The following is a 26,213-nucleotide window of genomic DNA, read 5'->3' as shown; positions in this document are numbered from 1 at the left end:
TCAGTGACCCATTCCCAGTCCGCCGTCAACAGGGATGACGGCTCCAGTGATGTACGAGGCGTCGTCGGAGGCGAGGAACCGCACCGTCGCGGCCACCTCCTCGGGCTGCGCGTAACGGCCGAGCGGCACCTGCTTCACGATGTTCTCGCGCTGCTCGTCGCTGAGCACCTTGGTCATGTCGGTGTCGACGAAACCGGGCGCGACGACGTTGAAGGTGATGTTGCGCGACCCCAGCTCGCGGGCGAGCGAGCGCGCGAAGCCGACCAGGGCCGCCTTGGAGGCGGAGTAGTTCGACTGACCGGCCGCACCCAGCAGGCCGACGACCGACGAGATGAGGACGACACGGCCCTTCTTGGCGCGCAGCATGCCGCGGTTGGCACGCTTGACGACGCGGAAGGTGCCGGTGAGGTTGGTGTCGACGACCGAGGTGAAGTCCTCCTCGGACATGCGCATCAGGAGCGTGTCCTTGGTGACACCCGCGTTGGCGACCAGGACCTCGACGGGGCCGTGCGCGGCCTCGATCTCCTTGTAGGCCTGCTCCACCTGCTCGGTGTCGGTGATGTCGCACTTCACGGCCAGGCAGCCCAATTCAAGGAGGGCGGCCGGCGGTTCACCCGAGCGGTACGTGATCGCGACCTTGTCTCCGGCGTCGGCGAACGCATGGGCGATGGCGAGGCCGATGCCCCGGTTGCCTCCGGTGACGAGAACCGAGCGGCTCAACGGATCACCCTTTCGATAGCTGTCCTGCGCGCCTGCCCGGTGCACCCTGGTCGGCAGACGGCCTTATCGAAAACCTATCGGTCGGCCCGCGCCACGGGACAATCGGGCACCGACAGTGGCACAGGGGACTCGCTGTCGGGTCTCTACAGAAAGTGCCGACGCCGAGCGGAAACGTGTGGTCCCCGCACCTGTCCGCGCGACATGATCGGACTCCACAGGCCACGACAGCAGGGAGACCTCCGTGCCTCATTCCATCGACGAAGCCTTCACGGCACTTCCGCTACGCGCCCTGGCCGATGCCGCGCTGGCACGCGCGCGTGCGCTCGGGGCGGAGCACGCGGACTTCCGGTTCGAGCGGGTGCGCAGCGCGTCCTGGCGGCTGCGGGACGCCCGCCCGGCCGGTACGTCGGACACCACCGACCTCGGGTACGCGGTGCGGGTCGTGCACGGCGGCACCTGGGGCTTCGCGTCGGGCGTGGACCTGAGCCTGGACGCCGCGGCCAAGGTCGCCTCGCAGGCGGTGGCGATGGCCAAGCTCTCCGCCCAGGTGATCAAGGCGGCCGGTTCTGACGAGCGCGTCGAACTGGCCGCCGAGCCCGTGCACGAGGAGCGGACGTGGATCTCGTCGTACGAGATCGACCCGTTCTCGGTGCCCGACGAGGAGAAGGCGGGGCTGCTGGCGGACTGGAGCGCCCGGCTGCTCGCGGCGGACGGCGTCAACCATGTCGACGCGTCGCTGCTCACCGTGCACGAGAACAAGTTCTACGCCGACACCGCGGGAACCGTGACCACCCAGCAGCGCGTGCGGCTGCACCCGCAGCTGAACGCGGTGTCGGTCGACGAGTCGAGCGGCGAGTTCGACTCGATGCGCACCATCGCACCGCCCGTGGGCCGCGGCTGGGAGTACCTCACGGGCACCGGCTGGGACTGGGACGAGGAGCTGGCGCGGATCCCCGAACTGCTCGCCGAGAAGATGCGGGCCCCGAGCGTCGAGGCGGGCCTCTACGATCTCGTCGTGGACCCGTCCAACCTCTGGCTGACGATCCACGAGTCCATCGGCCACGCCACCGAACTGGACCGCGCGCTCGGCTACGAGGCCGCCTACGCCGGCACCTCCTTCGCCACCTTCGACAAGCTCGGCAAGCTCAAGTACGGCTCCGAGCGCATGAACGTCACCGGCGACCGCACCGCCGAACACGGCCTCGCGACCATCGGCTACGACGACGAGGGCGTCGAGGGCCAGTCCTGGGACCTCGTCAAGGACGGCACCCTGGTGGGCTACCAACTCGACCGCCGCATCGCCAAGTTGACCGGCTTCGACCGCTCCAACGGCTGCGCGTACGCCGACTCCCCCGGCCATGTCCCCGTACAGCGCATGGCCAACGTGTCACTGCAGCCGGACCCGGCCGGGCTGTCCACGGAGGATCTGATCGGCGGGGTCGACCGCGGGATCTACGTGGTCGGCGACCGGTCGTGGTCGATCGACATGCAGAGGTACAACTTCCAGTTCACCGGGCAACGGTTCTTCAAGATCGAGAACGGGCGGATCACCGGGCAGCTGCGGGACGTCGCCTACCAGGCGACGACCACCGACTTCTGGGGGTCCATGGCGGCCGTCGGCGGTCCGGGGACCTACGTCCTGGGCGGCGCCTTCAACTGCGGCAAGGCCCAGCCGGGCCAGGTCGCGGCGGTCTCGCACGGCTGCCCGTCCGCACTGTTCACGGGAGTCAACATCCTCAACACCACTCAGGAGGCCGGTCGATGAGCGCCCGTACGAACAAGCCGCACGAGATCGTCGAGCGCGCCCTCGAACTGTCCCGGGCCGACGGCTGTGTCGTGATCGCCGACGAGCACTCCACCGCCAACCTCCGCTGGGCGGGCAACGCGCTGACCACGAACGGTGTCACGCGCGGGCGCACGCTCACCGTCATCGCGACCGTCGACGGCAAGGAGGGCACCGCCTCGGGGGTCGTGTCCCGGTCCGCCGTCACCCCGGAGGAGCTGGAGCCGCTGGTGCGGGCCGCCGAGGCAGCCGCGCGCGGGGCCGAGCCCGCGGAGGACGCGCAGCCGCTCGTCACGGGCGTGGCCGCGTCGCCCGACTTCACGGACGGCCCCGCCGAGACCTCGTCCTCCGTGTTCACCGACTTCGCCCCGGCACTCGGCGAATCGTTCGCACGCGCGCGTGCGGGCGGTCGCGAGCTGTACGGCTTCGCCAACCACGAGCTGGTGACCAGCTACCTCGGTACGTCGACCGGGCTGCGCCTGCGCCACGACCAGCCCAACGGCACGCTGGAGCTGAACGCCAAGTCCCCGGACCGTACGCGCTCGGCCTGGGCCGGCCGCTCGACCCGGGACTTCAAGGACGTCGACCCGGCGGCCCTGGACGCCGAGTTGGCCGTACGACTGGGCTGGGCCGAGCGGAAGATCGAGCTGCCCGCCGGGCGGTACGAGACGCTGCTGCCGCCGACCGCGGTCGCGGACCTGTTGATCTACCAGATGTGGTCGGCGTCGGGGCGCGACGCGGTCGAGGGGCGCACGGTGTTCTCCAAGCCGGGCGGTGGCACCCGCGTCGGCGAGAAGCTCAGCGAGCTGCCGCTGACGCTGCGCAGCGACCCGAACGAACCGGGCCTGGAGTCCGCCCCGTTCGTGCTCGCGCACACCTCCGGGGGCGACCAGTCGGTGTTCGACAACGGGCTGCCGCTGACGGCCACCGACTGGGTGCGCGAGGGCGAGCTGCGACACCTGTTGACCAGCCGGCACAGCGCGGGTCTCACCGGGCTGCCGGTGGCGCCGTCGATCGACAACCTGATCCTCAGCGGGGGCGAGGACCGCTCCCTGGAGGAGATGGTCGCGAACACCGAGCGCGGACTGCTGCTCACCTGCCTCTGGTACATCCGCGAGGTCGACCCGGCGACCCTGCTGCTCACCGGGCTGACCCGGGACGGCGTCTACCTCGTCGAGAACGGCGAGGTGGCGGGCGAGGTGAACAACTTCCGGTTCAACGAGTCGCCGGTGGATCTGCTGGGGCGGGCGACCGAGGCCGGGCGCACGGAAAAGACGCTGCCCAGGGAGTGGAGCGACTGGTTCACTAGGGCTGCGATGCCCGCGCTGCGGGTGCCGGACTTCAATATGAGCTCTGTCAGTCAGGGCGTATAACCTCGTACCTGATCCACGAGACCATCCCAAGGAGATACGAGAACCGTGACGGACATCGTCGACGAGCTGAAGTGGCGCGGGCTGTTCGCCCTGTCCACCGACGAAGATGCTTTGCGCAAGGCGCTCGCGGACGGTCCCGTCACGTTCTATTGCGGTTTCGACCCCACCGCGCCCTCCCTCCACCTGGGACACCTGGTGCAGGTGCTCACCGTGCGCCGGCTGCAGCGGGCCGGCCACCGGCCGCTGGCGCTGGTCGGCGGCGCCACGGGTCAGATCGGTGACCCCCGCCCGACGGCGGAGCGCACGCTGAACGATCCGGAGACGGTCGCCGGCTGGGTCCGGAAACTGCGCCACCAGATCGAGCCGTTCCTGTCCTTCGAGGGCGAGAACGCGGCGGTCATGGTCAACAACCTGGACTGGACGGCGAACCTCTCCGCGATCGAGTTCCTGCGGGACATCGGCAAGCACTTCCGCGTCAACAAGATGCTGGCGAAGGACTCGGTCGCCAAGCGTCTGGACTCCGAACAGGGCATCAGCTACACGGAGTTCAGCTACCAGATCCTCCAGGGCATGGACTTCCTCCAGCTCTACCGGAGGTACGGCTGCACGCTCCAGCAGGGCGGCAGCGACCAGTGGGGCAACCTCACGGCGGGCCTGGACCTGATCCACCGCCTGGAGCCGGACGCCACGGTGCACGCCTACGGCACACCGCTGATGACCAAGGCCGACGGCACGAAGTTCAGCAAGTCCGAGGGCACCGCCATCTGGCTCGACCCGGAGATGACCACGCCGTACGCGTTCTACCAGTTCTGGCTGAACACGGACGACCGGGACATCTCCACGTACGCGCGCATGCTGTCCTTCAAGTCCCGTGCGGAGCTTGAGGAGCTGGAGCGGCAGACCGAGGAGCGCCCCCAGGTCCGTGCCGCGCAGCGCGCGCTGGCCGAGGAGCTGACGACGCTGGTGCACGGCGCCGAGCAGACGGCCGCGGTCACCGCCGCGTCCAGGGCTCTCTTCGGGCAGGGCGAGCTGGCGGAGCTGGACGAGAAGACGCTGGCCGCGTCCCTCTCCGAGGTCCCGCACATCCAGGTGGCCGAACTCGGCCCGGTCGTCGACCTGTTCGCCGAGGTCGGCCTGGTGGCGAGCAAGTCCGCCGCGCGGCGGACCGTGAAGGAGGGCGGGGCCTACGTGAACAACGCGAAGGTCACCGCGGAGGACGCCGTGCCGGGCACGGAGGATCTCCTTCACGGGCGGTGGCTGGTGCTGCGGCGGGGCAAGAAGAACCTTGCCGCCGTGGAGGTCACGGGGGCGTGAGCGCAGGACGAAGGGGCGGTTCCCGGTTCGGGAGGCCGCCCCTTCGTCGTACGGATGTCAGGCTCGTTGTTTGTTCTTGCCGATTGTCGCCATGTAGGCCATGTCGACCACGAAGACGATGATGATCGCGGCGATGAGCTGGAACGCGTGGCGGCTCCAGTCGATGCCCCTGGTCGCGTCGACGCCGAACGCCCGGGCGATCGCGTTGCCGACGATGGCGCCGAGAATGCCGCAGATGGTGGTCAGCCAGAGCGGACTGTGCTGCTTGCCCGGGATGATCGCCTTCGCGATCAGACCCAGCACGAATCCCACGATGATCGCCCACAACCAGCCCATGGCTGCCTCCTTGTACGGCTCGACGTGAGCATTACGCCAAGTGTGGGCCCGGTCGCGCTACGCCGCATGTCGGGTACGGCCGTACGTGGTGCGGCGCAGGTCGCTCGCCCGGACCCGGGGTGCCCCGGTCTCGAAGGCGGCGCAGGCGCGGCGTAACGTTGGAGGTGTCGGGGCCCGGTTCCCGGATCGGGTGCGAACCGGGGTGCGGGCCGGGGAGAGTCCGATGCGGGCGGATGGTGGAATGTGATGCGGAAGCTGCACGGCGAAGGCAACGCCCAGGTGTTCCGGATCACCGGAGCCCGGACGGGACTCGCGGAGGACGTCCGCGGTCGGCAGCGCCGGTATGTCATCTCGATGTCGATCCGTACGGTGTCGGTGATTCTCGCCTGTTCCCTGTGGAACGTCGAACGGCACGTCGCGATCGTCGCGTTGGTGCTCGGTGTGCTCCTCCCCTATGTCGCCGTGGTGATCGCGAACGCCGGGCGGGAGAACGCGCCCGGTCTGCCGTCGACGTTCGTCACCGCGCCGCTGCGGCCGATGATCACGCCGCCGCGGCCGGACGAGGGCGTCGCGGAACCCGTCCCGGAAGGGGTCGTGCCCGAGCCTACGCCGGGTGCGCGGGGCGAACCGTAGGGCCGGTCGTGACCATGGGGAACGTGCCATAAACGGAAGTCGGCTCCGCACCAAGCTCAAGAAAAGCTCAGATCAATCATGTTGTTCCGGTGCCGAGCGACCGGTTACCCGTGACATACTTCGTACGCGCTCCGCATCCCCCGTCGGAGCGACAGACCGACGCCGGGCAGCTCCCCCCGTGGCTGCTCGGCGTCGCCTTTTCAGCGCATCTGTGAGACGAATTCCGTGAGTTCCCGTGAGTGACGAGACACCGATCTGCTCCGCGAAGGACTGCCGCGCGGACGCCGTGTGGGTCCTCGTGTGGAACAACCCGAAGGTCCACACGCCGGAGCGGCGCAAGACGTGGCTCGCGTGCGAGGAGCATCGCGAGCATCTGTCCCAGTTCCTCGGTGTACGCGGCTTCCTGAAGGACGTCGTCAAGTTCGAGGACTGGGAAGCGCCCGAGATCCCGTAAGGCTCACCGGAAGTTCCGCAGCGCCTCTTCGCCTACGACCGCTGCTCAGCCGCCGATCGCCGACATCGGTCGGTCCGGCTGGAGGAACGACGGGTCGTCCAGGCCCGAGCCCGCCTTCTTGCCCCACATCGCCTGGCGCCAGATACGGGCGATCTCCTCGTCCGGGGCGTCGGAGCGCAGGGCCGTGCGGAGGTCGGTCTCCTCGCGGGCGAACAGGCAGTTGCGTATCTGGCCGTCGGCAGTGAGGCGGGTGCGGTCGCAGGCCCCGCAGAACGGGCGGGTGACCGAGGCGATGACGCCCACGCGGTGCGCGCCGCCGTCCACGATCCAGCGCTCGGCCGGGGCCGAGCCGCGCTCGTCGGTGCCTTCGGAGGTCAGCTCGAAGCGGGTGCGGAGGGAGGCGAGGATGTCGCCGGCCGTGACCATGCCCTCGCGCTTCCAGCCGTGCTGGGCGTCCAGGGGCATCTGCTCGATGAAGCGCAGTTCGTAGTCGTGCGCCACGGCCCAGGACAGCAGGTCCGGGGCCTCGTCGGCGTTGAGCCCGGGCATCAGCACCGAGTTGATCTTCACCGGGGTCAGGCCCGCGTCGTGGGCGGCTTCCAGGCCCGCGAGGACGTCCTTGAGTCGGTCGCGGCGGGTGAGGGTCTTGAAGACGTCCGGGCGCAGGGTGTCCAGGGAGACGTTGACCCGGTCCAGGCCCGCCTTCTTCAGGGCGGTCGCCGTGCGCTTGAGGCCGATGCCGTTGGTGGTGAGGGACATCCGGGGGCGGGGCTCCAGGGCCGCGACCCGCTCGACGATGCCGACCAGGCCGGGGCGCAGCAGGGGCTCGCCGCCGGTGAAGCGGACCTCCTCGATACCGAGGGAGGTGACCGCGATGTCGATCAGGCGGACGATCTCGTCGTCCGTGAGGAGGTCGGGCTTCGCCAGCCACTGCAGGCCCTCCTCGGGCATGCAGTACGTGCACCGGAGGTTGCACCGGTCGGTCAGCGAAACCCTCAGGTCGGTGGCCACTCGGCCATAGGTGTCGATGAGCACGTGGGCCTCCTCCCTCGATTCGGATCGCATGTTTTCCGACACCTGCGAGCCTACGCGACACCTCTGACAACGAGAGCGGCCCGATCCCACGAGGTACGACGAGGCCGCGTCGTAGGGATCTACGACGCGGCCGTCGGCGTGGGGAGACTCGGAGCGGCTCAGTGGGCTCCGGTGCCGGTCAGGGACCGTACCTCCAGCTCCGCGTACTTGGCGGTGTCGGGCTCCTCCTTGGAGAGGATCGTGCCGAGCCAGCCCAGCAGGAAACCGACCGGGATGGAGATGATGCCGGGGTTCTCCAGGGGGAACCAGTGGAAGTCGACGTCCGGGAACATCGAGGTGGGTTTGCCGGAGACGACCGGCGAGAACAGGACCAGGCCGACCGCGGTGACGAGGCCGCCGTAGATCGACCACAGGGCCCCGGAAGTGGTGAAGCGCTTCCAGAAGAGGCTGTAGAGGATCGTCGGGAGGTTGGCGGAGGCGGCGACCGCGAAGGCGAGGGCGACCAGGCCGGCGACGTTCAGGTCGCGGGCGAGGGCGCCGAGGAGGATGGAGACGGCGCCGATGCCGACCGTGGCGTACCGGGCGGCGGACATCTCCTGTTTCTCCGTCGCCTGTCCCCGCTTGATGACGTTGGCGTAGATGTCGTGGGCGAAGGAGGAGGACGAGGCCAGGGTGAGGCCGGCGACGACCGCGAGGATCGTGGCGAAGGCGACCGCCGAGATGCTGGCCAGGAGGATGGCGCCCCAGTTGGAGTCGACTCCGCCCAGGTGGAGGGCCAGGAGGGGGGCCGCCGTGTTGCCCGCCTTGTTGGAGGCGATGATCTCGTCCGGTTTGATCAGTGCCGCGGCGCCGAAGCCGAGGGCCAGCGTCATCAGGTAGAAGGCGCCGATGAGGCCGATGGCCCAGTTGACCGACTTACGGGCGGCCTTGGAGGTGGGCACCGTGTAGAAGCGGATCAGGATGTGCGGCAGGCCCGCGGTGCCGAGGACCAGGGCGATGCCCAGGGAGATGAAGTCCAGCTTGGTCGTGCCGGTGGCGCCGTACTTGAGGCCGGGGTTCAGGAAGGCGGAGCCCTTGCCGCTGTTGTCGGCGGCCTTGCCGAGCAGGTCGGAGATGTTGAAGTTGAACTTGAGCATCACCAGGAAGGTGAGCAGCAGGGCACCGGCGATGAGCAGGCAGGCCTTGACCATCTGGACCCAGGTGGTGCCCTTCATGCCGCCGATGGTGACGTACACGATCATCAGGACGCCGACCAGGGCGACGATGCCGATCTTGCCCGCGTCGGATGTGATGCCCAGGAGCAGGGAGACCAGGACGCCCGCGCCTGCCATCTGGGCCAGCAGGTAGAAGATCGACACCACGATGGTGGAGGTGCCGGCCGCCGTACGGACCGGGCGCTGGCGCATGCGGTAGGCGAGGACGTCGCCCATGGTGTAGCGGCCGGAGTTGCGCAGCGGTTCGGCCACCAGGAGGAGGGCGACCAGCCAGGCGACCAGGAAGCCGATGGAGTACAGGAAGCCGTCGTAGCCGAAGAGGGCGATGGCGCCGGCGATGCCGAGGAAGGACGCGGCTGACATGTAGTCGCCGGAGACGGCCAGGCCGTTCTGGAAGGCGGTGAACTGCCGGCCGCCCGCGTAGAAGTCGGCGGCGTTCTTGGTCTGGCGGCCCGCCCAGACGGTGATGACGAGCGTCGCGGCGACGAAGACCGCGAACAGGGTGATGATCAGCGGCCGGTGCTGGCTCGCCTCGCCGGCGGCCAGGGTGATCGCGGGGCTCATGCGCCGCCCTCCATCCGGGACTTGATGGCTTCGGCCTTGGGGTCGAGCTTCGCGGCGGAGTACCGCGAGTACCACCAGGCGATGAGGAACGTGGTGAGGAACTGGCCGAGGCCCAGAACGAGGGCGACGTTGATGTTGCCGACGACCTTGGTGTCCATGAAGTCGTCCGCGTAGTTGCACAGCAGGACGTACAGGAGATACCAGGCGATGAAGGCGACGGTCAGCGGGAAGGCGAAGGAGCGGTGGGCGCGGCGCAGTTCGGCGAACTCCGCGCTCTCCTGGACCTGTTCGAACTCCTCGGTACTGGGGAGTTTGTGTTCGGCTTTCGAGGGTGGTGGTGTCTCGGTGGCCACGGTGTCTCCTCGCGTTGCGGACATGCTGGTTGCGACCTCACAGACCTACGGATCACGCCACCAGGAGCGATCGATCGACTCCCCTACGTGAAATCGAGGGGTTCTCGATCCTGCTGGCGCTTCCTGCCCAGGGTCACGGCGCCACGCGTGGACCGGTTCAACTCCTTTGACTTCTTTCAGGACTCGCCTTGGGGAAGTCATTGCTGGCCAGCCCTCGCGGGAGATAACTTCAGCTGGCACCACTAGTCATGTACCTGCCCGAGAGGCACCACGTCTCGGGCCTTTTCGTTTCAGGATGATGTGGAGATCCCATGGCTCATCTGCGCCCCAGACACCGGCTCGCCCTCGCCGTACCGGTCGTGCTGTCGCTGACCGCCTCGCTCGGTTTCCTCCCGTCGGCGGCTTCGGCGGTCCCGATCACGGAGACCACCGCGCAGACCGCCGACGCGCCCAACCTCTCGTATGTGGTCAACACCCGGCTGGACCACCGGACGATCAACACGGTCAAGAAAGCGATCAATGCGGCCGGCGGCAGCATCGTGGAGACGTACGAGCAGATCGGCGTGATCGTCGTGCACTCGGCGAACCCCGACTTCGGGCTGATCATCCGCAAGGTGCCCGGTGTGCAGTCGGCCGGTGCCACGCGCACCGCGCCGCTGAGCCTCGCCTCGACGACGGACGAGGGCGCGGTGCAGTACCTCTCCAAGGAACAGGCCGCGAAGACGACGAAGGCCTCCGCCGCGGCCGGTGACAGCGAGCCCCTCGAAGCCGACCAGTGGGACCTGCCCGCGATCGGCGCCGACAAGGCCGCGAAGATCAACCCGGGCAGCAAGAGCGTGACGGTCGCCGTCATCGACGTCGGCGTCGACGACACCCACCCGGACATCGCCCCGAACTTCTCCCCCTCGCAGTCCGCCAACTGCGTGGGCGGCAAGGCCGATACGACGTACGGCTCCTGGCGTCCCGTGGACTCCGCCCACTACCACGGCACGCATGTCGCGGGTGAGATCGCCGCCGCCCGCAACGGCATCGGTGTGGCGGGGGTCGCCCCGGGCGTGAAGGTCGCCGGGATCACGGTGGCCGAGCCGGACTCGACCCAGCTGTTCTACCCGGAGAGTGTGGTCTGCGCGTTCGTGTTCGCCGCGGATCACGGCGTGGAGATCACCAACAACAGCTACTACGTTGATCCTTGGCTGTACAACTGCATGGACGACCCCGATCAACGTGCCATCGTCGACGCGGTCAACAGGGCCCAGTTGTACGCGCAGCACAAGGGCACGCTCAATGTCGCGGCGGCCGGCAACTCCAACGACGACCTCGACTCCGACGCCCTGATCGACGCCTCCAGCCCCGACGACTCGACCGCGACGACCCGTACGGTCGACCCGCACGAGTGCTTCGACGTACCGACCCAGTTGCCGGGTGTCGTCACGGTCAGCTCGGTCGGCGTCACCAAGGCCAAGTCGTACTTCTCCAGCTACGGCAAGGGCGTGATCGACGTGGCGGCGCCGGGCGGGGACGCCCGGCAGATCCCGGACACCCCGTCGAAGAACGGCCGCATCCTGTCCACGCTGCCGAACAACACGTACGGCTATCTCCAGGGCACGTCGATGGCGACCCCGCACGTCGCCGCCGTGGCCGCGCTGCTCAAGTCCACGCACCCGTACGCCTCTCCGGCCCAGTTGCAGGCGCTGCTGAAGGCCGAGGCGGACAACCCGGGCTGCCCGACCGACGTGTACGACACCAACGGCGACGGCATCGCGGACGCGACCTGCGTCGGCGGCAAGCGCGTCAACGGCTTCTACGGGTTCGGCATCGTCAACGCGCTGCGGGCGGTGAAGTAGACAGGACACCCGCCAACGGGCCGGGCGGATCTCCGCCCGGCCCGTTCATGTCTGCATCACCACCCACATATATTGATTGAATCAATACTGCATAGTGCAGTCATGACTGACATCAAGGTGGCATGGGACGCGCTGGGCGGCGATCCCGCACTGGTCCCGCGTATCTCGACCGTCGCGCGCCACGGAGCGCTCGAAGCGCGGCTTCCCGTACGGGAGTTGGCGCGGGCCTGCGTGGGAGCGTGCGCGCTGGCCGCCGCCGAGTTGGGGGCGCGGCGGGCCGGGCGCACGGAGGTGCCCGGGGTGCGGGTGGACGACGGGACCGTCGCCACGGCGTTCGTCAGCGAGCGGCATCTGCTGATCGACGGGCGGGCGCCGGCCTCCTTCGCACCGCTGTCACGGTTCTGGCGGACGGCCGACGGCTGGGTCCGCACCCACGCGAACTATCCGCACCACCGGGCGCGACTGCTGGACGCGTTGCAGCTGCCGGATGACGCCTCCGCGGAGGACATGGCCGACGTGCTCGCCGAACGGTCCGCGTCCGAGGTGGAGGAGACCGTGTACGGCGCCGGAGGCCTCGCGGTCGCGCTGCGCACGGCGGCGGAGTGGGCCGTACACCCGCAGGGAGTCGCGGTGGCCGGGCGACCTCTCGTCGAGCGCGAGCGGCTCGGTACAGCACGCGCGCGTGCGCTGCCGCCCCTCGACGGCGATCCGCTGCTGCCGGCCGCCGGAGTGCGTGTGTTGGATCTGACCCGCGTGATCGCCGGCCCGGTCGCCACGCGCACGCTCGCGCTGCTGGGCGCGGACGTCCTGCGCGTCGACGCCCCGCAGTTGCCGGAGGATCCCGACGCGCACGCGGACACCGGTTTCGGGAAGCGGTCGACCCGGCTGGATCTCGGCCTGGCGGCCGACCGGAGGACCTTCGAGGAACTGCTCGGGCAAGCCGATGTGGTCGTCACCGGGTATCGGCCAGGCGCCCTGGACCGGTTCGGGCTCTCCCCCGAGGCGCTGGCCGGCCGTCGGCCCGGGCTGATCGTGGCGCAGCTGTCGGCGTGGGGCGCGTACGGGCCGTGGGGCGGGCGGCGCGGGTTCGACAGCCTGGTGCAGGTCGCCACCGGCATCGCGGCCACCGAGGGGTCGCCGGAGCGGCCCGGCGCGCTGCCCGCGCAGGCCCTCGACCACGGGACCGGGTATCTGCTGGCGGCCGCGGTACTGCGGGCATTGACGGAACAGACGGAGCAAGGTCATGGCCTCGTCCTGCGACTGGCGCTCGCGCGAACCGCCGCCTGGCTGATGACACCCGGAGGAGTCGGGCCCTCGTACGAGGAGAGCGGGACGGCGTACAACCAGCCGGATGCCTGGCTGGTCGAGACTGGCAGCGGTATCGGGCGGCTGCGGCACGCGCTGTCGCCGGTCTCCTTCGCCGGTGGGCCCGTGAACTGGGCGCGTCCGCCGGGTCGTTGGGGCACGGACCCGGCTCGTTGGGCTTGATCCGGGGGCGGGCCGGAAACGTAACTATGAGCGGAATCCGGTTCCGCCAGTTGTTTTGTTGCACTTGCCCGGTTCTGTGGCGGCTGGTGAAGATCTTGGGGTGACCTTGATACGACCGACTGTCGAAGCGGCCGACACCAGTGGCCCCGGGCGGCGCCCCGGTACGCGCCGGGCCGTCGCCGTACTGGCCCTGGTGCTGCTCGCCGCGCTGATCCCGCTGCTCGGCCCGTCCGCCGCGCTGCACGGCACCGGGGAGGCCGCCGCGCCCGGTGTCGGTGGCATCGCGCTGCTGCGGGCGGTGTTGTTCGGCGCGCTGTGCGTGCCGTTGGGCGAGTTGTTCGTGAACCGGCTGGCGCGCACCGTGCCCGGTGCTCCTCCGAACGGCCCCGGGAGTTGGGCCCTGTACGCGGCCGGTGCCGGTTTCGTCGCCGCACTGGGGCTCGCGTCGGTCGTGGCCACGGGCAATCTGGTGCCGCACAGCCTCGCCGAGATCGACGTCGGCGGCCTCTACCAGTCCCGCGACGGCAAGCTGGCACTCCTGGAGGTCAACGCGTTCGCCGTGGCGGCCCTGTGCGCCCGTTCGCGCCGGCCCGCCGTACAGGTGTGGCCCCTTGCCGCCGTGGTCCTCGCGGAGGCGCTGCGCGCGCACCCGGTGGGCGAGCACAGCCAGTTGGTCGGCTCGGAGCTGACCCTGGTGCATCTGACGTGCGCGGCGCTGTGGGTCGGCGGACTGCTGCACGTGCTGCGGACGTTGCGGCGGTGGCGGGACGCCGAGGCGGGGGCCGCGTTGTTGGGCCTCTACGCGCGCGTGGCCGCCGTGCTGCTGGCCGCGATCACCGCCACGGGGGTGTGGAGTTCGCTGCGCAGGATGCCGGCCGGCACGATCCTGGACCAGCTGACGACGACGGCGTACGGGCGCACCCTGCTCGCCAAGGTGCTGCTCGTCGCCACCGTCGCCGTGCTCGCGCTGTGGGCGCGCCACCGGCTGCGGCGGTCCACCGATCCGTTGGCCGCCTGCTCACCCGCGCGGGCCGAGGTCGTCGTCCTGGGGGTGGTGGTCGTGGTCTCCGGACTGTTGACCGCCCTGCCGGTGCCGATCCGCTGGCATTGATCGAATCCGGTGTTGACCGGCTCCGGCATTGATCAACTCCGACTCGGCATCGATCAACTGTTGACGACCAGGACCTTCAGGGCCGTGCGCTCGTCCATCGCCTTGTAGCCGTCGGGTACGCCCGCCAGGCCGACCGTCAGGTCGAAGACCGGCGAGGGGTCGATGGCGCCGTCCAGGATGTCGGGCAGCAGTTCCGGGATGTACGCACGGACCGGCGCGACTCCGCCGCGCAGCGCGATGTTCCGGTCGAACATGACCCCGAGGTCGAGGCCGGTGCCGCTGCCGTGCGGCACGCCGACGAAGCCGATGGCACCGCCGTCCCTCGTGATGTTGACCGCCGTACGCATGGACTGCTCGGTTCCGACGGCCTCGACGACGGAGTGCGCGCCCTGGCCTCGGGTGAGTTCGCGGACGGCCTCGACGGCGGCCTCGCCGCGTTCGGCGACGACATCGGTGGCGCCGAAGTCGCGCGCGATGTCCGTGCGGGTCTCGTGGCGGCCGAGGGCGATGATCCGCTCGGCGCCGAGGCGCTTGGCGGCGAGCACGGCGCACAGGCCGACGGCTCCGTCGCCCACGACGGCGACAGTGGCACCCTTGCGGGCGCCCGCGCCGAGGGCCGCGTGGTGGCCGGTGCCCATGACGTCCGACAGGGTCAGCAGGGCGGACAGCAGGTGGTCGTCGGAGGCCGCCTCCTTGGGGAGTCGTACGAGCGTGCCGTCGGCGAAGGGGACGCGTACCGCCTCGCCCTGGCCGCCGTCGTAGCCCACCGCGCCCCAGAAGCCGCCGTGCACACAGGAGGTGGTGAGGCCCTCGCGGCAGTACGCGCAGACGCCGTCGGACCACATGAAGGGCGCGACCACGAGGTCACCGGCCCTGACGCCGCTCACCTCGGAGCCGGTCTCCTCCACGATCCCGAGGAACTCGTGCCCGATCCGCTGCCCCGGCTGCCGGGCCGCCTCACCGCGATACGCCCACAGGTCGCTGCCGCAGATGCAGGCGCGCAGCACCCGGACCACGGCGTCGGTGGGCAGCTGCACCATCGGCTCGGGCACGTCCTCCACGCGCATGTCGAACGGGGCGTGGATGGTGGTGGCGCGCATGGCGAGGGTCCTTCTCGTCGCTGGTCTGCTGGTGCGGTGCGCTCAGGGGGTGGTCGAGCGCACTTCACGGTACGCCGCGGTCGGTGCGGGCCGCGCATCGAGGGCGCCCCGGACCAGCAGGAACTGCGCCGCCGCATAGGTCAGCATGATCCAGAAGTCGGGCCGGGGCGGCTGCGGCCAGTCGGCGACGCCGGTCGCGATGAGGGTGTCGGAGAACACGAAGAGCGCCCCGCCGATCCCGGCGACCGGGCCGAGCCTGGTGGCCGCGGTGTACGCCATGGCGGTCAGCAGGGTGCTGTAGCCGGCGACGGGGACACGGAGGCCGGACGGCAGGCCGGGCCACAGCAGGACGACCAGGGTGACGAGGGCGACGGCGTAGCCGCCGGCGAGCAGACCCGCACGCGCGCGTGGCGGACCGTGGCGCCGGAACAGGACGAGGTAGCAGACGTGGCCGGCGGCGAAGGAGGCCATCCCGGCCATGAAGGCGGGATCGCTGTCCGAGAGCAGCAGGACGTCGCCGCCCCAGCCGCACAGCAGGGCGGCGACCAGGAGCCGGGGGCCGCCCGCGCGGGCGGCGAACGCGGCGAGCAGCGGCACGATCACCGGCTTGGTGACCAGATGGCCGGTGCGGAAGCCCACGGCGAGGGAGACGAGGTCGAGGGCTGTGGCGAGGACGAAGGCGCCCAGGAGCGCCCGGGACGCTCTCACGCGGCCACGGACTGCTCGGTCTGTTCCACCGCGACCACCGGCTGCCAGCCCGGTCCCCGGAACACCCGCCCCGAGCGCTCGCGCCAACTGGTCGCCGCCTTCAGGTCCTTGGCGATGGCGACGTACTCATGGGTGGCGACCTTGATCGGGTTGAACGTGTTGATGTTCTTCGTCAACCCATAGACGGGCCGCTCAACCTCGGGGACGAACGACCCGAAGAGCCGGTCCCAGACGATGAGGATGCCGCCGAAGTTGCGGTCCAGATAGCCGCCCTGGGAGGCGTGGTGGACCCGGTGGTGGGACGGAGTGTTGAAGACGAACTCAAACCATCGGGGCATCCTGTCGATCCGCTCGGTGTGGATCCAGAACTGGTAGACGAGGTTCACCGAGGAGCAGAACGCCAGCGCGGCGGGATGCACGCCCAGGGCGACGAGCGGGACGTAGAACGGCCATACCGTGAGGGTCGTCCAGGGCTGGCGCAGGGCCGTGGTGAGGTTGAACCTGCGGCTGGAGTGGTGGACGACGTGACAGGCCCAGAGGATGCGGATCACGTGGTGGCCGCGGTGCGACCAGTAGTAGAAGAAGTCCTGCCCTAGCAGCATCAGCGGGATCGTCCACCACAGCACGGGCACGCGCAGCGGGGTGAGTTCGTAGATCGCGGTGTAGATCGCGACGATCGGGATCTTCCAGAGGAAGTCGAAGACGAGGCTCCCGAGGCCCATGCCGACGCTCGTGGCGGCGTCCTTCGCCTCGTAGCCCGCCGCGTCCTCGTCGGGGTGGACGCGCACGCTGATCATCTCGATCACGGTGAGCAGCACGAAGGCGGGTATCGACCAGAGCACGGCATCGGGCAGGTTCGGCATGAGTGAACCGTAGGACCGCGAATCGGTCACGCCTAGACGTTGTTACCCACAAGTATTTCCTGGGGTACGCGCTTGCTTGTTGGCGATCTCCGCCAACAGGCCCGCCGCGCCCGGGCCGTGGGCCCGCTACACCCCCACCGCCCCCAGCAGTGCCCCCGCCGCATAGGTGACCCCCATCGCGAGCGCCCCGCCCATCACGTTCCGCAGCATCGCCGGCCTCGTGTCCGCCGCGCCGAGCCGTGCGCTGCTCCAGCCCGTCAGGAGCAGTGCGGCCAGTGACGACACCACGGTGACGCCGAGCCGCCAGCCGGCCGGGGGCAGGACGATCGCCAACAGCGGCAGCAGCGCGCCGACCGTGAAGGACAGGAAGCTCGCCCAGGCCGCGTGCCAGGGGTTGGTGAGGTCGTCGGGGTCGATGTTGAGCTCCACGCGCGCGTGGGTACGCAGCGCGTCGCGTTCCGTGAGCTGGGCCGCCGCCTCCATGGCCACCTCGCGGGACAGACCGCGGTCCTGGAGGAGTTCGGTCAACTCCTCCAGCTCGGCCTCCGGTTGCTCCTTCAGCTCGCGCTTCTCCTGGGCCAGGGCGGCCTTCTCCGAGTCGCGCTGGGTGGAGACGGACACGTACTCCCCCGCCGCCATCGACATGGAGCCGGCGAGGAGACCGGCGAGGCCGGCCGTCAGCAGCGCCGAGCGGTCGTCCGTGGCACCGGCCACGCCGACGACGAGCCCCGCGGTGGACACGATGCCGTCGTTGGCCCCAAGTACCGCCGCCCGCAGCCAGTTCAGCCGCGAGCCCAGTGTGCCGCTGTGGGCTTCGTCGTGGGTCTCGTCCTTGGTCGGTTCCGTCACACTCCGGAGGATCCCACCGTTCGCGTCACCACACTCGTACCGACGCCCCCCGCGCGAACACCGGGCTCGTGGCGTCCGCCGGCGGTTCGACGAGCGGTTCCGCGATCTCGGCCACCGTGGGGCCGACCTTCGCCGCGATCGGGTCCAGGAGGTCCAGGTCGAAGCCGTACACGCGGGCCGCGTTGCCGCCGAGCATCGCGGCGACCTCGTCGCTCGGCACGCGCGCGTAGGCGAAGCGCAGGCCCTCCCTGGAGTACGGATAAGTGCCCTCGTCGTGCGGGTAGTCGCTGCCCCACATGATCTTCTCGATGCCGATGCGGTCGCGCAGGGGCACCTCGTGCGGGCGCATGAAACTGGCGCCCACGAAGCAGTTGTCGCGCCATACCTCCGACGGACCCTTGCCCATCGAGGCGGCGAGTCCAGCGCCGAACCTGGACTCCGCGGTGGCCGCCTTCGACGCCGCCGCGACCAGGCGCCCGTGGTAGTAGTCCAGCATGTCGAGCACCCCGGGTATCCAGCCGGAGCCCTGCTCGGTCAGCACCAGCTTCAGGTCCGGGTGGCGGCGGAAGGCACCCCCGAAGATCAGGTGCCACAGGGCGCGGTGCGAGAACCATGTCGTCTCGACCATGAACACCGCGCGGGCGGCCGGTTCGTCGCCGAGGGGCGGGGCGGCCGAGCCTGCGTGGTGGTTGACGGGCACGCCGAGTTCCGCGCACACGGCCCAGATCGGGTCGTACGTCGACGAGTACAGCTCCGGCAGCCCCGAGCCCGGTGGGGTGCCGGGGAGCAACAGGCCGCCCCTGAGGCCGACTTCGACCGCCCACCGGATCTCCTGGACGGCCTCCTGGACGTCGTTCAGGAGGATCTGGAAGACACCCGCCCGTCGGCCCGGCGCGGCCGCGCAGAAGTCCGCCAGCCAGCGGTTGTGGGCGCGCAGGCCGGCCCAGCGGCGCTCGAACTCCTCGGCCGTCGGCGCGGGCGCCATGAGGGAGCCGGACGGGAAGAACGGCGGGACGGTGTTCGGGAAGACGACCTCGGCGACGATCCCGTCCTGCTCCAGCTCCGCGATCCGCCGCGCGGAGTTCCAGTTCTTGTCGGCCGTGTCGGCGACCAGGTCCTCGTACGGGTTGACGTAGGTGGCCGCCCACGCGTCGAACTCGTCGTGGTACCGCTTCTCCAAGTAGGGCCGGTAGTCGAGGAGATCGGCGCCCGCATGGCAGTCCGCCGAGATGACCGTGTACCGGTCCTCACTCGCGGGCCTCGTGGGGTCTGTGGCGGTCATGGCGTCACCCCCAGGACCGGGAAGTCGTGGTCGGTCAGCCAGTGCCGCCCGACCTCGCGGGAGCGCGCCCAGGACGCCGTCACGGCCTCCTGGTCGTCCTGCTGGCCGAGTTCGGCGGGGGTGGGGCCGATCCGGCGGGCCAGCGGCTCCAGGGCCGCCACGTCGAAGCCGAAGGCGTCGGCCGCCGCCAGGCCCAGCATGCGGCGGGTCTCGTCGACCGGGATGTCGTGGAAGGTGCGCTTCAGCCACGCGCGCGTGTCGGGCCAGGTGCCTTCGGGGTGCGGGAAGTCGCTGCCCCAGAGGATGTTCTCGACGCCGATCTCGTAGCGCTGGGCCAGTTCGCGGCGCTTGGTGTTGGTGGCGCAGATGAAGACCTGCCGGTCGAGGTACTCGCTGGGCGGCCGTTTCAGCTCCGCGAACGGCGAGAGCTTCTTGCCCCCGTGGGCACCCAGGTAGAGGCGGTCCATGAACCACAGCTGGTTCGGCAGCCACCAGCAACCCGACTCCGCGACACCGAACTTGAGCCCCGGGTGGCGTTCGAAGACCCCGGACCAGAGCAGGAACCACAGCGGCCGGGCGGGCCACCAGGTCACCTCGCTGACGTAGATGCCCAGGTGATCGCCGTACTCGTGGCGGGGTGCCGCCCCGGAGTGGGTCAGTACGGGCATCGCGCACTCGGCGGCGGCAGCCCACACAGGGTCGTAACGGCGGTCGTGGTAAGGCTCCTTGTCGACCCACATCGAGGGGATCATCAGGGCGCCGAGCCCTGACTCCTTGGCACGGTGGATCTCCGCGACGACCTTCTCCGTAGGAGCCGTCACCGGCAACAGCGCGACACCGCAGTGCCGTTCGGGGTTCTCCGAGACGAACTCGGCGAGCCAGCGGTTGTGCGCCTGCGCGCCCGCCATGCCCAACTCCGGGTCCTGGTCCCCGGAGAGGCCGAGTCCGACCCCGAAGGGCGCGGCCGTCCGACTGTCCACGGCGTCGGCGTCCGGGAAGACCACCTCGGCGGCCACCCCGTCCCCGTCCAGCTCCTTGAGGCGCTGCGCGGTGTCCCAACCCCCGCGCAGGCCCTCCTCGTTGTCCTGGAACCACTTGGTGGCGAACGCCTCGTTGCGGATGCCGAGCCGGGTCATCTCCTCGCGGCGCCGGTCGCGTCCGGCGAGGAACCCGTCGAAGTCCCGGTGGAACCGGGCGTCCAGATAGGGCCGGTACTCCTCGGTGGGCAGCCCGGCGTGGCAGTCGGAGGAGATGATCAGGTACGGCTCCTGGTCGGTCACAACAGCCCCCTCAGTCCAGGATGAAGCTTTCGAGGTACGACGGGTTCGCCCGGTCGAGCATCGAGGCCGCCCGGGCCCTGATCCGGGCATCGCTGTGCTCGCTCTCCGGGAGCAGCCAGAAGCGGTCCGCGCGGATGCCGTCCACGACGAGGTCGGCGACCTCCTCGACGGGCGTGAAGGCGACCTCCTTGCCCGCCGCCTTCATGGCCGTCTCCCACTGGTCGAGGCTGCGGTAAGGGGTCCTACGGGGGCGCTCTTTCGCGTACCGCTCGGGCCGGTTGCGGTGCGACTCCCACAGGCCGGTGCGCAGCATGTGCGGCCCCGGGAAGAGCACCGAGGCGCCCACGCGCGCGTGCTCCGCCTTCAAGTGGGCGTACAGGGACTCGGTCATCGTCACCACGGCCGCCTTGGTGACCGCGTACACGGAGGCGGTGGGCAGCGGGGCGATACCTCCGTCCCCGGAGGACGTGTTGACGACATGACCGGGTTGATTCGACTTGATCATCCTCGGTACGAACGCCTGGATGCCGTGGAACACACCCCACACGTTGACGGCGAACGCCCACTGCCAGTCGTTCGGTTCGTGCTCCCACATCCGGCCCTCGGCACCCGAGCCGACCCCCGCGTTGTTGCACAGGACATGGACGGCGCCGTACGTGTCGTAGGCCGACTCGGCCAGATCCAGGACCTGTTGGCGTACGCCGACGTCGACCACGCGCGCGTGCACGTCGGCACCGTCCGCGCGCAGACCGGCGGCGGCCTTGTCGAGGGCGCCCTCCTCGACGTCGGCGAGCACCACCTTGAGCCCGTCGGCGGCGAACCGCCGTGCCATCGCGAGCCCGATCCCGCTCGCGGCCCCGGTGACGACGGCGACCTGACCCTCCCTCAGCTCCATCAGACGCTCCCCTCCGGCGGCCCGTCGTGGACCTGTTGCGGGTCGTCGTAGCGCTGGTGGATGTACGGCAACAGGGCCCGCGCGTCGACCCGTTCGACGACCCTGCCGCGCTGGTCGCTGGTCTTCTCGCCGATGGTGATGTCGACGAGGGTGCGTACGGGGAGGTCGGCGACCGGGTCGTACATGGACTCACGCAGGACGACGTCCCCGGTGACGCGCTCCAGGCGGCGGACCTTCTCGTTGCGCAGGCAGTGCACGAGCACCGGCTCGGCGTCGAAGCCCGAACCGTCCACCGCGGGAAGGAACTTGAAGTAGAAGTCGGTCTTCTGCGTCGGCCCGGGGAGGGGCAGCTCCTCGCTGACCGCGCCGCGCACCTCGACGAAGGCGATGCCGTGCCGGGCCAGGGAGGCGTGCACGACGAGGCCCACGCGTTCGACGGCCACCTCGCCGAGCTTCTTGGGTTCGCCGAAGACCTCACGGCCTCCGGTGAGGGCACGTTCGTGGGTCATCGGCATGACCAGCGGGTACCAGCCCTCGACGCCGTCGTGCGCGGCGGCGACCGCGAACGAGCCCGCGCCCAGGGGATATCCGGTCAGCTCGACCTTGCTGATGTTCACCCGGACCAAGGGCCGCCCGGTGGGCTTGAGGGGCGGCGGCAGGACCGCCGCGACCGCGTCCGGGTCGCTCTCCCAGACGGCCACCACACCGGTGGACCAGATGTCAGGGAGCTTCGCGCTCGCTGTGCGTGCGGCGGCGATCTCCGCCTCGGTCCGTGCGCCGTACCGTACGCGTGCCATACGCCGTACCGCCCTTCGTAGGCCGTCATCCGTCAGGCGGGCAGCACGCTTGCACCGGGCGGGCAAAAGGTCCATAGCCACGCGCGCGTGCGTTCGGCGGACCCGAACGGGCGGACGGGACAAGGCACCTGAGGGACAGGGCTGTCAGTGACGGCCCGTATCCTCAGTGACCATGCTCGAAGACCACTCGCCCGCAGTGTCCGCAGCCGCTCCGTGGCCGGCCGCGTATCCCCAGGGGTATGCGGTAGTTGACGTGGAGACCACCGGTCTGGCCCGGGACGACCGGATAATCTCCGCGGCCGTGTACCGGCTGGACGCGCTCGGCGAGGTCGAGGACCACTGGTACACGATGGTCAACCCGGAGCGCGATCCCGGCCCCGTGTGGATCCACGGTCTGACGAGTGACGTACTGGAGGGCGCCCCCCTCTTCAAGGACATCGCCGAGGAGTTCGCGACCCGCCTTGAGGGCCGGGTGCTGGTCGCGCACAACGCGGTCTTCGACTGGCAGATGATCGCGCGGGAGTACGCACGCGTGCAGATCGAGCCGCCGGTCCGGCAGCGGCTCTGCACCATCGCGCTCTCCAAGGAACTGGCCCTCCCACTGCCCAACCACAAGCTGGAGTCCCTGGCGGCACACTTCGGTGTCGTGCAGCAGCGCGCGCACCACGCGCTGGACGACGCGCGCGTGCTCGCCGAGGCGTTCCGGCCGAGCCTGCGGGCGGCGGCGAGCAGCGGCGTACGGCTGCCGCTGCACGAGTGCCGGCCGCTGACCGAGTGGACCGCCGACCGGCCCGCGCCGCGGATCGGGCAGCAGGCGGGCGGCTACAGCGGCTACGGGGCGGGCAGTTGGCGTCCCGCGCGCAAGCGGCCCGCGTGCCCGTACCCGAACCCGGGGCGGTTCGAGGACGGCAAGCCGCTGAAGCAGGGGATGCGGATCGCGTTCTCCGGGGACACGTCCGTCGAGCGCGAGCTGCTGGAGGACCGCGCGGTGGAGGCCGGGCTGCATGTCGCGACGAGCCTGTCCCGGCTGACCAGCCTGCTCGTCACGAACGACCCGGACTCGGGCACCTCGAAGGTGGTCAAGGCCCGCCAGTTCGGCACACCCGTGGTGGACGAGGCGGCGTTCGGGCAGCTGCTCCGGGACGTCGAGCAGGCGGACTGAGCGCGCCGCGGGGAGCCGTACGGACGGGTGATTGGGGCGCGACTCGCCCCGCGTCCGCTCGCCCGTGCCGGGCGGACGGCCCACCCTGTGGCGCATGGCGAGATGTGAAGTGTGCGGCAATGATTACGGCATGAGCTTCGAGGTGCACGCGCAGGGCGCGGTGCACGTCTTCGACTGCTTCTCGTGCGCGATCCACCGCATGGCCCCGATCTGCGAGCACTGCCGGGTGCAGATCATCGGCCAGGGCGTGGAGGTCGAGGGCCACTGGTTCTGCGGCGGCCACTGTGCGCGGGCGGAGGGGAAGGTGGGGATCGTCGACAAGGTGTGAGCCGCCGGCCCGAAGGAGTCCCTTCCGGTACCCCCCTCAATGCGCCCCACGACCGAGTTGTACGGTCGTGGGGTGTACCGCTTCCTGATGTCCCGGCAGTGGGTGATCCTCGCGTTGATCACCCTTCTTCTGATCCCCACGATGATCAGGCTGGGCATCTGGCAGATGCACCGCTACGAGATGCGCAGTGCCCGCAACCAGCTGGTCACCAACGCACTGCATGCCAAGCCGGTCCCCGTGGAGACGATCAGCACCCCCGGACACGCGGTCACCCGGAGCGAGAAGTACCGCACCGTCACCGCGACGGGCACCTTCGAGACCTCCAAGGAAGTCGTCGTCCGGCGCCGCACCAATGACGACGACGAGGTCGGCTTCCATGTACTCACCCCGTTCGTGTTGACGGACGGCAAGGTGGTGTTGATCAACCGTGGATGGATCCCGGCGAACGGCGCGCAGACCGCCTTCCCGAAGATCCCCGCGCCGCCGAGCGGCACGACCACGATCACCGGGCGTCTGATGGCCGACGAGACGACCGCGGCGAGCGGCATCAAGGACATCAAGGGCCTGCCCGACCGCCAGATCATGTTGATCAACAGTGCGGAACAGGCGAAGCGGCTGCACGCCCAGGTGCTCGGCGGCTATGTCGAGCAGACGGCGCCCGAGGCGAAGGGCGGCACCCCGGAGCAGATCTCCGACCCGGGCAAGGAAGACGCCCCGCTGAACTACGCGTACATGATCCAGTGGTGGCTGTTCGCGGCGGCCGTCCCGGTCGGCTACGTCGTCCTGGCGCGGCGCGAGGCCCGCGACCGCCGGGAGGCGGCGGCCAAGGAGCAGGAGACGGAGCAGGCGGAACCGGCGACGGTCTGATCCGCGCGCTTCACCCGCCCGGCCCCGACCTGGGATTGCGTGGTCGATACTCCGGGAACCCGCACCCCGTGCACCCACGTATCGAGGACTACGCCCTCATCGGCGACGAACAGACCGCGGCCCTGGTCGGCATGGACGGCTCGGTCGACTGGCTGTGTCTGCCGCGCTTCGACTCGGCGGCCTGCTTCGCGAGACTGCTCGGCGACGAGGAGAACGGCCACTGGCGGATCGCTCCCGCGGGCGCGGACCGCTGCACCCGTCGCGCCTACCGCCCCGACACCCTGGTCCTGGACACCGAGTGGGAGACCGCCGAGGGCACGGTACGCGTCACCGACCTGATGCCCCAGCGCCACCGCGCCCCCGATGTCGTACGCGTCGTGGAGGGCGTGAGCGGCAAGGTCACCGTCCGCAGCACGCTCCGTCTGCGCTTCGACTACGGCGGGGTCGTGCCGTGGGTGCGCAGGGCGGACGGGCACCGGGTGGCGGTGGCGGGCCCCGACTCGGTGTGGCTGCGCAGCGAACCCGAGGTGCGCACCTGGGGCGAGGACTTCAGCACCCTCTCGGAGTTCACCGTCGAGGCCGGTGAGAAGGTCGCCTTCGTCCTCACCTGGCATCCCTCGCACGAGCCGCGTCCGGCGCTCGTCGACCCGTACAAGTCGCTGCGGACCAGCGTCACGGACTGGGAGCACTGGGCGGCCCGCTGCCGCTACGACGGCCCCTACAGGGACGCGGTCGTACGCTCCCTGATCACCCTCAAGGCCCTCACCTACCGCCCGACCGGCGGCATCGTCGCCGCGGCGACCACCTCGCTGCCCGAGGAGATGGGCGGCGTACGCAACTGGGACTACCGATACTGCTGGCTGCGCGACTCCAGCCTCACCCTCGGCGCCCTCGTCACCGCGGGCTACCACAAGGAGGCCGAGGCCTGGCGCGACTGGCTGCTGCGCGCGGTCGCGGGCGATCCGGCGGACCTGCAGATCATGTACGGCGTGGCGGGCGAGCGGCGGCTGCCCGAGTTCGAACTGCCGCACCTGTCCGGCTTCGGCGGCTCGGCCCCCGTACGGATCGGCAACGGCGCCGTCAACCAGCTCCAACTCGACGTCTACGGGGAGGTGATGGACTCCCTGTGGCTGGCCCGGCGCGCGGGTCTGTCGCCCAAGCCGCACATGTGGTCGCTGCAGAGCGTCCTCCTGGAGTGGCTGCGCGCCCAGTGGCAGCAGCCCGACGAGGGCCTGTGGGAGGTGCGCGGCGGGCGCCGGCACTTCGTGCACTCCAAGGTCATGGTGTGGGTGGCCGCCGACCGGGCCGTACGCACTCTGGAGGAGTACGCCGACCTCCCGGGGGACCTGTCGGGCTGGCGCGAGCTGCGGGACGCGGTGCACAAGGACGTGTGCGAGAACGGCTACGACCCGGTACGCAACACGTTCACGCAGTACTACGGGTCGCAGGAACTCGACGCGGCCCTGCTGCTCATCCCCCGCTTCGGTTTCCTGCCACCCGACGATCCCCGGGTCGTCGGCACGGTCGACGCGGTCCAGGCGGCGCTCGGCCACGACGGCTTCGTACGCCGCTACGACACCGCCGCCGACGTCCCGGTGGACGGTCTGCCGGGCGACGAGGGCACCTTCCTGGCGTGCTCGTTCTGGCTCGTGGACGCGCTGCACATGACCGGACGTACCAAGGAGGCCCGGGTGCTGTTCGAGCGCCTGGTGGGGCTCGCGAACGACGTGGGGCTGCTCGCGGAGGAGTACGACCCGGTGGCCGGCCGTCAACTGGGCAACTTCCCGCAGGCGTTCAGCCACATCGGGCTGGTGAACACCGCCCTCGCGCTGTTCGGGGACGAGAAGGCAGGATAGGGGC

The 26,213-nt window shown here is 70.1% G+C and carries 25 protein-coding genes; 12 read left to right on the top strand and 13 right to left on the bottom strand.

The annotated features are described in order from the left end of the window. Complete coding sequence (gene fabG / locus ACIBJH_RS45740; protein WP_399122941.1) at positions 1 to 720, bottom strand: 3-oxoacyl-[acyl-carrier-protein] reductase; 720 nt, start codon at positions 718 to 720, stop codon at positions 1 to 3. A gap of 241 nt (positions 721 to 961) precedes the next feature. Here fabG and ACIBJH_RS45735 point away from each other — a divergent pair, with 241 nt between their 5' ends. The 3 genes from ACIBJH_RS45735 to tyrS are packed head-to-tail and all read left to right on the top strand — an operon-like array spanning position 962 to position 5,190. Next, positions 962 to 2,485: a TldD/PmbA family protein gene (locus ACIBJH_RS45735; RefSeq protein WP_200711692.1), complete on the top strand. Its 1,524-nt coding sequence runs from the start codon at positions 962 to 964 to the stop codon at positions 2,483 to 2,485. Beyond that, complete coding sequence (locus tag ACIBJH_RS45730; RefSeq protein ID WP_399122939.1) at positions 2,482 to 3,876, top strand: metallopeptidase TldD-related protein; 1,395 nt, start codon at positions 2,482 to 2,484, stop codon at positions 3,874 to 3,876. Before ACIBJH_RS45735 ends, ACIBJH_RS45730 begins: the two co-directional genes overlap by 4 nt. A gap of 45 nt (positions 3,877 to 3,921) precedes the next feature. Next, a complete protein-coding gene (tyrS, locus tag ACIBJH_RS45725; protein WP_399122937.1) occupies positions 3,922 to 5,190 on the top strand; it encodes a tyrosine--tRNA ligase in 1,269 nt (422 codons plus the stop codon). Between the two features lie 57 nt (positions 5,191 to 5,247). On the opposite strand, the gene ACIBJH_RS45720 is transcribed toward tyrS, so the two are convergent. Then, entirely contained in the window at positions 5,248 to 5,526 is a 279-nt protein-coding gene (locus ACIBJH_RS45720; protein ID WP_399122936.1) for a GlsB/YeaQ/YmgE family stress response membrane protein, read from the bottom strand. A gap of 246 nt (positions 5,527 to 5,772) precedes the next feature. Here ACIBJH_RS45720 and ACIBJH_RS45715 point away from each other — a divergent pair, with 246 nt between their 5' ends. Then, positions 5,773 to 6,159, top strand: coding sequence for a DUF3099 domain-containing protein (locus ACIBJH_RS45715; RefSeq protein WP_399122935.1), 387 nt, complete (start codon positions 5,773 to 5,775; stop codon positions 6,157 to 6,159). A 235-nt stretch (positions 6,160 to 6,394) separates the two neighbouring features. Next, entirely contained in the window at positions 6,395 to 6,613 is a 219-nt protein-coding gene (locus ACIBJH_RS45710; protein WP_399122934.1) for a hypothetical protein, read from the top strand. 45 nt (positions 6,614 to 6,658) lie between these two features. Here the strand turns inward: ACIBJH_RS45710 and moaA are convergent, their stop codons facing one another. The 3 genes from moaA to ACIBJH_RS45695 form a co-directional block, all read right to left on the bottom strand. Continuing rightward, entirely contained in the window at positions 6,659 to 7,648 is a 990-nt protein-coding gene (gene moaA / locus ACIBJH_RS45705) for a GTP 3',8-cyclase MoaA (RefSeq protein WP_399122967.1), read from the bottom strand. 158 nt (positions 7,649 to 7,806) lie between these two features. Further along, entirely contained in the window at positions 7,807 to 9,426 is a 1,620-nt protein-coding gene (locus ACIBJH_RS45700) for a cation acetate symporter (RefSeq protein ID WP_399122933.1), read from the bottom strand. Then, a complete protein-coding gene (locus tag ACIBJH_RS45695; protein WP_399122932.1) occupies positions 9,423 to 9,779 on the bottom strand; it encodes a DUF485 domain-containing protein in 357 nt (118 codons plus the stop codon). Before ACIBJH_RS45695 ends, ACIBJH_RS45700 begins: the two co-directional genes overlap by 4 nt. A 311-nt stretch (positions 9,780 to 10,090) precedes the next feature. On the opposite strand from ACIBJH_RS45695, the gene ACIBJH_RS45690 reads away from it, so the two are divergent. From ACIBJH_RS45690 to ACIBJH_RS45680, 3 genes are all read left to right on the top strand, one after another. Continuing rightward, positions 10,091 to 11,623, top strand: coding sequence for a S8 family serine peptidase (locus tag ACIBJH_RS45690; RefSeq protein WP_399122931.1), 1,533 nt, complete (start codon positions 10,091 to 10,093; stop codon positions 11,621 to 11,623). Positions 11,624 to 11,725: 102 nt separating this feature from the next. After that, on the top strand, positions 11,726 to 13,111 hold the full coding sequence (locus tag ACIBJH_RS45685; protein ID WP_399122930.1) for a CoA transferase: 1,386 nt from the start codon (positions 11,726 to 11,728) through the stop codon (positions 13,109 to 13,111). Between the two features lie 100 nt (positions 13,112 to 13,211). Continuing rightward, complete coding sequence (locus ACIBJH_RS45680; RefSeq protein ID WP_399122929.1) at positions 13,212 to 14,222, top strand: CopD family protein; 1,011 nt, start codon at positions 13,212 to 13,214, stop codon at positions 14,220 to 14,222. Positions 14,223 to 14,275: 53 nt separating this feature from the next. Here the strand turns inward: ACIBJH_RS45680 and ACIBJH_RS45675 are convergent, their stop codons facing one another. The 8 genes from ACIBJH_RS45675 to ACIBJH_RS45640 form a co-directional block, all read right to left on the bottom strand. Further along, positions 14,276 to 15,322 carry a zinc-dependent alcohol dehydrogenase family protein gene (locus ACIBJH_RS45675; protein ID WP_399122927.1) on the bottom strand — a complete coding sequence of 349 codons (1,047 nt, stop codon included), beginning with the start codon at positions 15,320 to 15,322 and terminating at the stop codon, positions 14,276 to 14,278. 42 nt (positions 15,323 to 15,364) lie between these two features. Beyond that, positions 15,365 to 16,030: a lysoplasmalogenase gene (locus ACIBJH_RS45670; RefSeq protein WP_399122926.1), complete on the bottom strand. Its 666-nt coding sequence runs from the start codon at positions 16,028 to 16,030 to the stop codon at positions 15,365 to 15,367. Further along, positions 16,027 to 16,893 carry a sterol desaturase family protein gene (locus tag ACIBJH_RS45665; protein WP_399122925.1) on the bottom strand — a complete coding sequence of 289 codons (867 nt, stop codon included), beginning with the start codon at positions 16,891 to 16,893 and terminating at the stop codon, positions 16,027 to 16,029. The genes ACIBJH_RS45670 and ACIBJH_RS45665 overlap by 4 nt, the downstream gene beginning before the upstream one ends. A 126-nt stretch (positions 16,894 to 17,019) precedes the next feature. Further along, positions 17,020 to 17,742 carry a VIT family protein gene (locus tag ACIBJH_RS45660; protein ID WP_399122924.1) on the bottom strand — a complete coding sequence of 241 codons (723 nt, stop codon included), beginning with the start codon at positions 17,740 to 17,742 and terminating at the stop codon, positions 17,020 to 17,022. A gap of 25 nt (positions 17,743 to 17,767) precedes the next feature. Then, positions 17,768 to 19,024, bottom strand: a complete 1,257-nt coding sequence (locus tag ACIBJH_RS45655; protein WP_399122923.1) for an amidohydrolase family protein — start codon at positions 19,022 to 19,024, stop codon at positions 17,768 to 17,770. Continuing rightward, the gene (locus tag ACIBJH_RS45650) at positions 19,021 to 20,304 is read right to left on the bottom strand and encodes an amidohydrolase family protein (RefSeq protein WP_399122922.1); all 1,284 of its coding nucleotides are present in this window, start codon (positions 20,302 to 20,304) and stop codon (positions 19,021 to 19,023) included. The genes ACIBJH_RS45655 and ACIBJH_RS45650 overlap by 4 nt, the downstream gene beginning before the upstream one ends. Positions 20,305 to 20,314: 10 nt before the next feature. Beyond that, positions 20,315 to 21,199: an SDR family NAD(P)-dependent oxidoreductase gene (locus ACIBJH_RS45645; RefSeq protein ID WP_399122921.1), complete on the bottom strand. Its 885-nt coding sequence runs from the start codon at positions 21,197 to 21,199 to the stop codon at positions 20,315 to 20,317. Continuing rightward, positions 21,199 to 21,996 (bottom strand): acetoacetate decarboxylase family protein, encoded by a 798-nt coding sequence (locus tag ACIBJH_RS45640; protein ID WP_399122919.1) that lies wholly within the window; start codon positions 21,994 to 21,996, stop codon positions 21,199 to 21,201. Before ACIBJH_RS45640 ends, ACIBJH_RS45645 begins: the two co-directional genes overlap by 1 nt. A 172-nt stretch (positions 21,997 to 22,168) precedes the next feature. Between ACIBJH_RS45640 and ACIBJH_RS45635 the strand changes: the two genes are divergently transcribed. The 4 genes from ACIBJH_RS45635 (at position 22,169) to ACIBJH_RS45620 (ending at position 26,209) form a co-directional block, all read left to right on the top strand. Continuing rightward, on the top strand, positions 22,169 to 23,158 hold the full coding sequence (locus tag ACIBJH_RS45635) for a DEDDh family exonuclease (RefSeq protein WP_399122918.1): 990 nt from the start codon (positions 22,169 to 22,171) through the stop codon (positions 23,156 to 23,158). A gap of 94 nt (positions 23,159 to 23,252) precedes the next feature. Next, positions 23,253 to 23,486, top strand: a complete 234-nt coding sequence (locus tag ACIBJH_RS45630) for a hypothetical protein (protein WP_399122917.1) — start codon at positions 23,253 to 23,255, stop codon at positions 23,484 to 23,486. A gap of 72 nt (positions 23,487 to 23,558) precedes the next feature. After that, positions 23,559 to 24,353, top strand: a complete 795-nt coding sequence (locus ACIBJH_RS45625) for an SURF1 family protein (RefSeq protein ID WP_399122916.1) — start codon at positions 23,559 to 23,561, stop codon at positions 24,351 to 24,353. A 68-nt stretch (positions 24,354 to 24,421) separates the two neighbouring features. Next, positions 24,422 to 26,209 (top strand): glycoside hydrolase family 15 protein, encoded by a 1,788-nt coding sequence (locus ACIBJH_RS45620; protein WP_399122915.1) that lies wholly within the window; start codon positions 24,422 to 24,424, stop codon positions 26,207 to 26,209. Positions 26,210 to 26,213 lie beyond the last annotated feature (4 nt).

This window comes from Streptomyces sp. NPDC050548, from assembly GCF_044457385.1.
GTDB lineage: Bacteria > Actinomycetota > Actinomycetes > Streptomycetales > Streptomycetaceae > Streptomyces.
The sequence above is the reverse complement of the archived record's forward strand: the minus strand, read 5'-3'. Positions and strand labels throughout refer to the sequence as shown.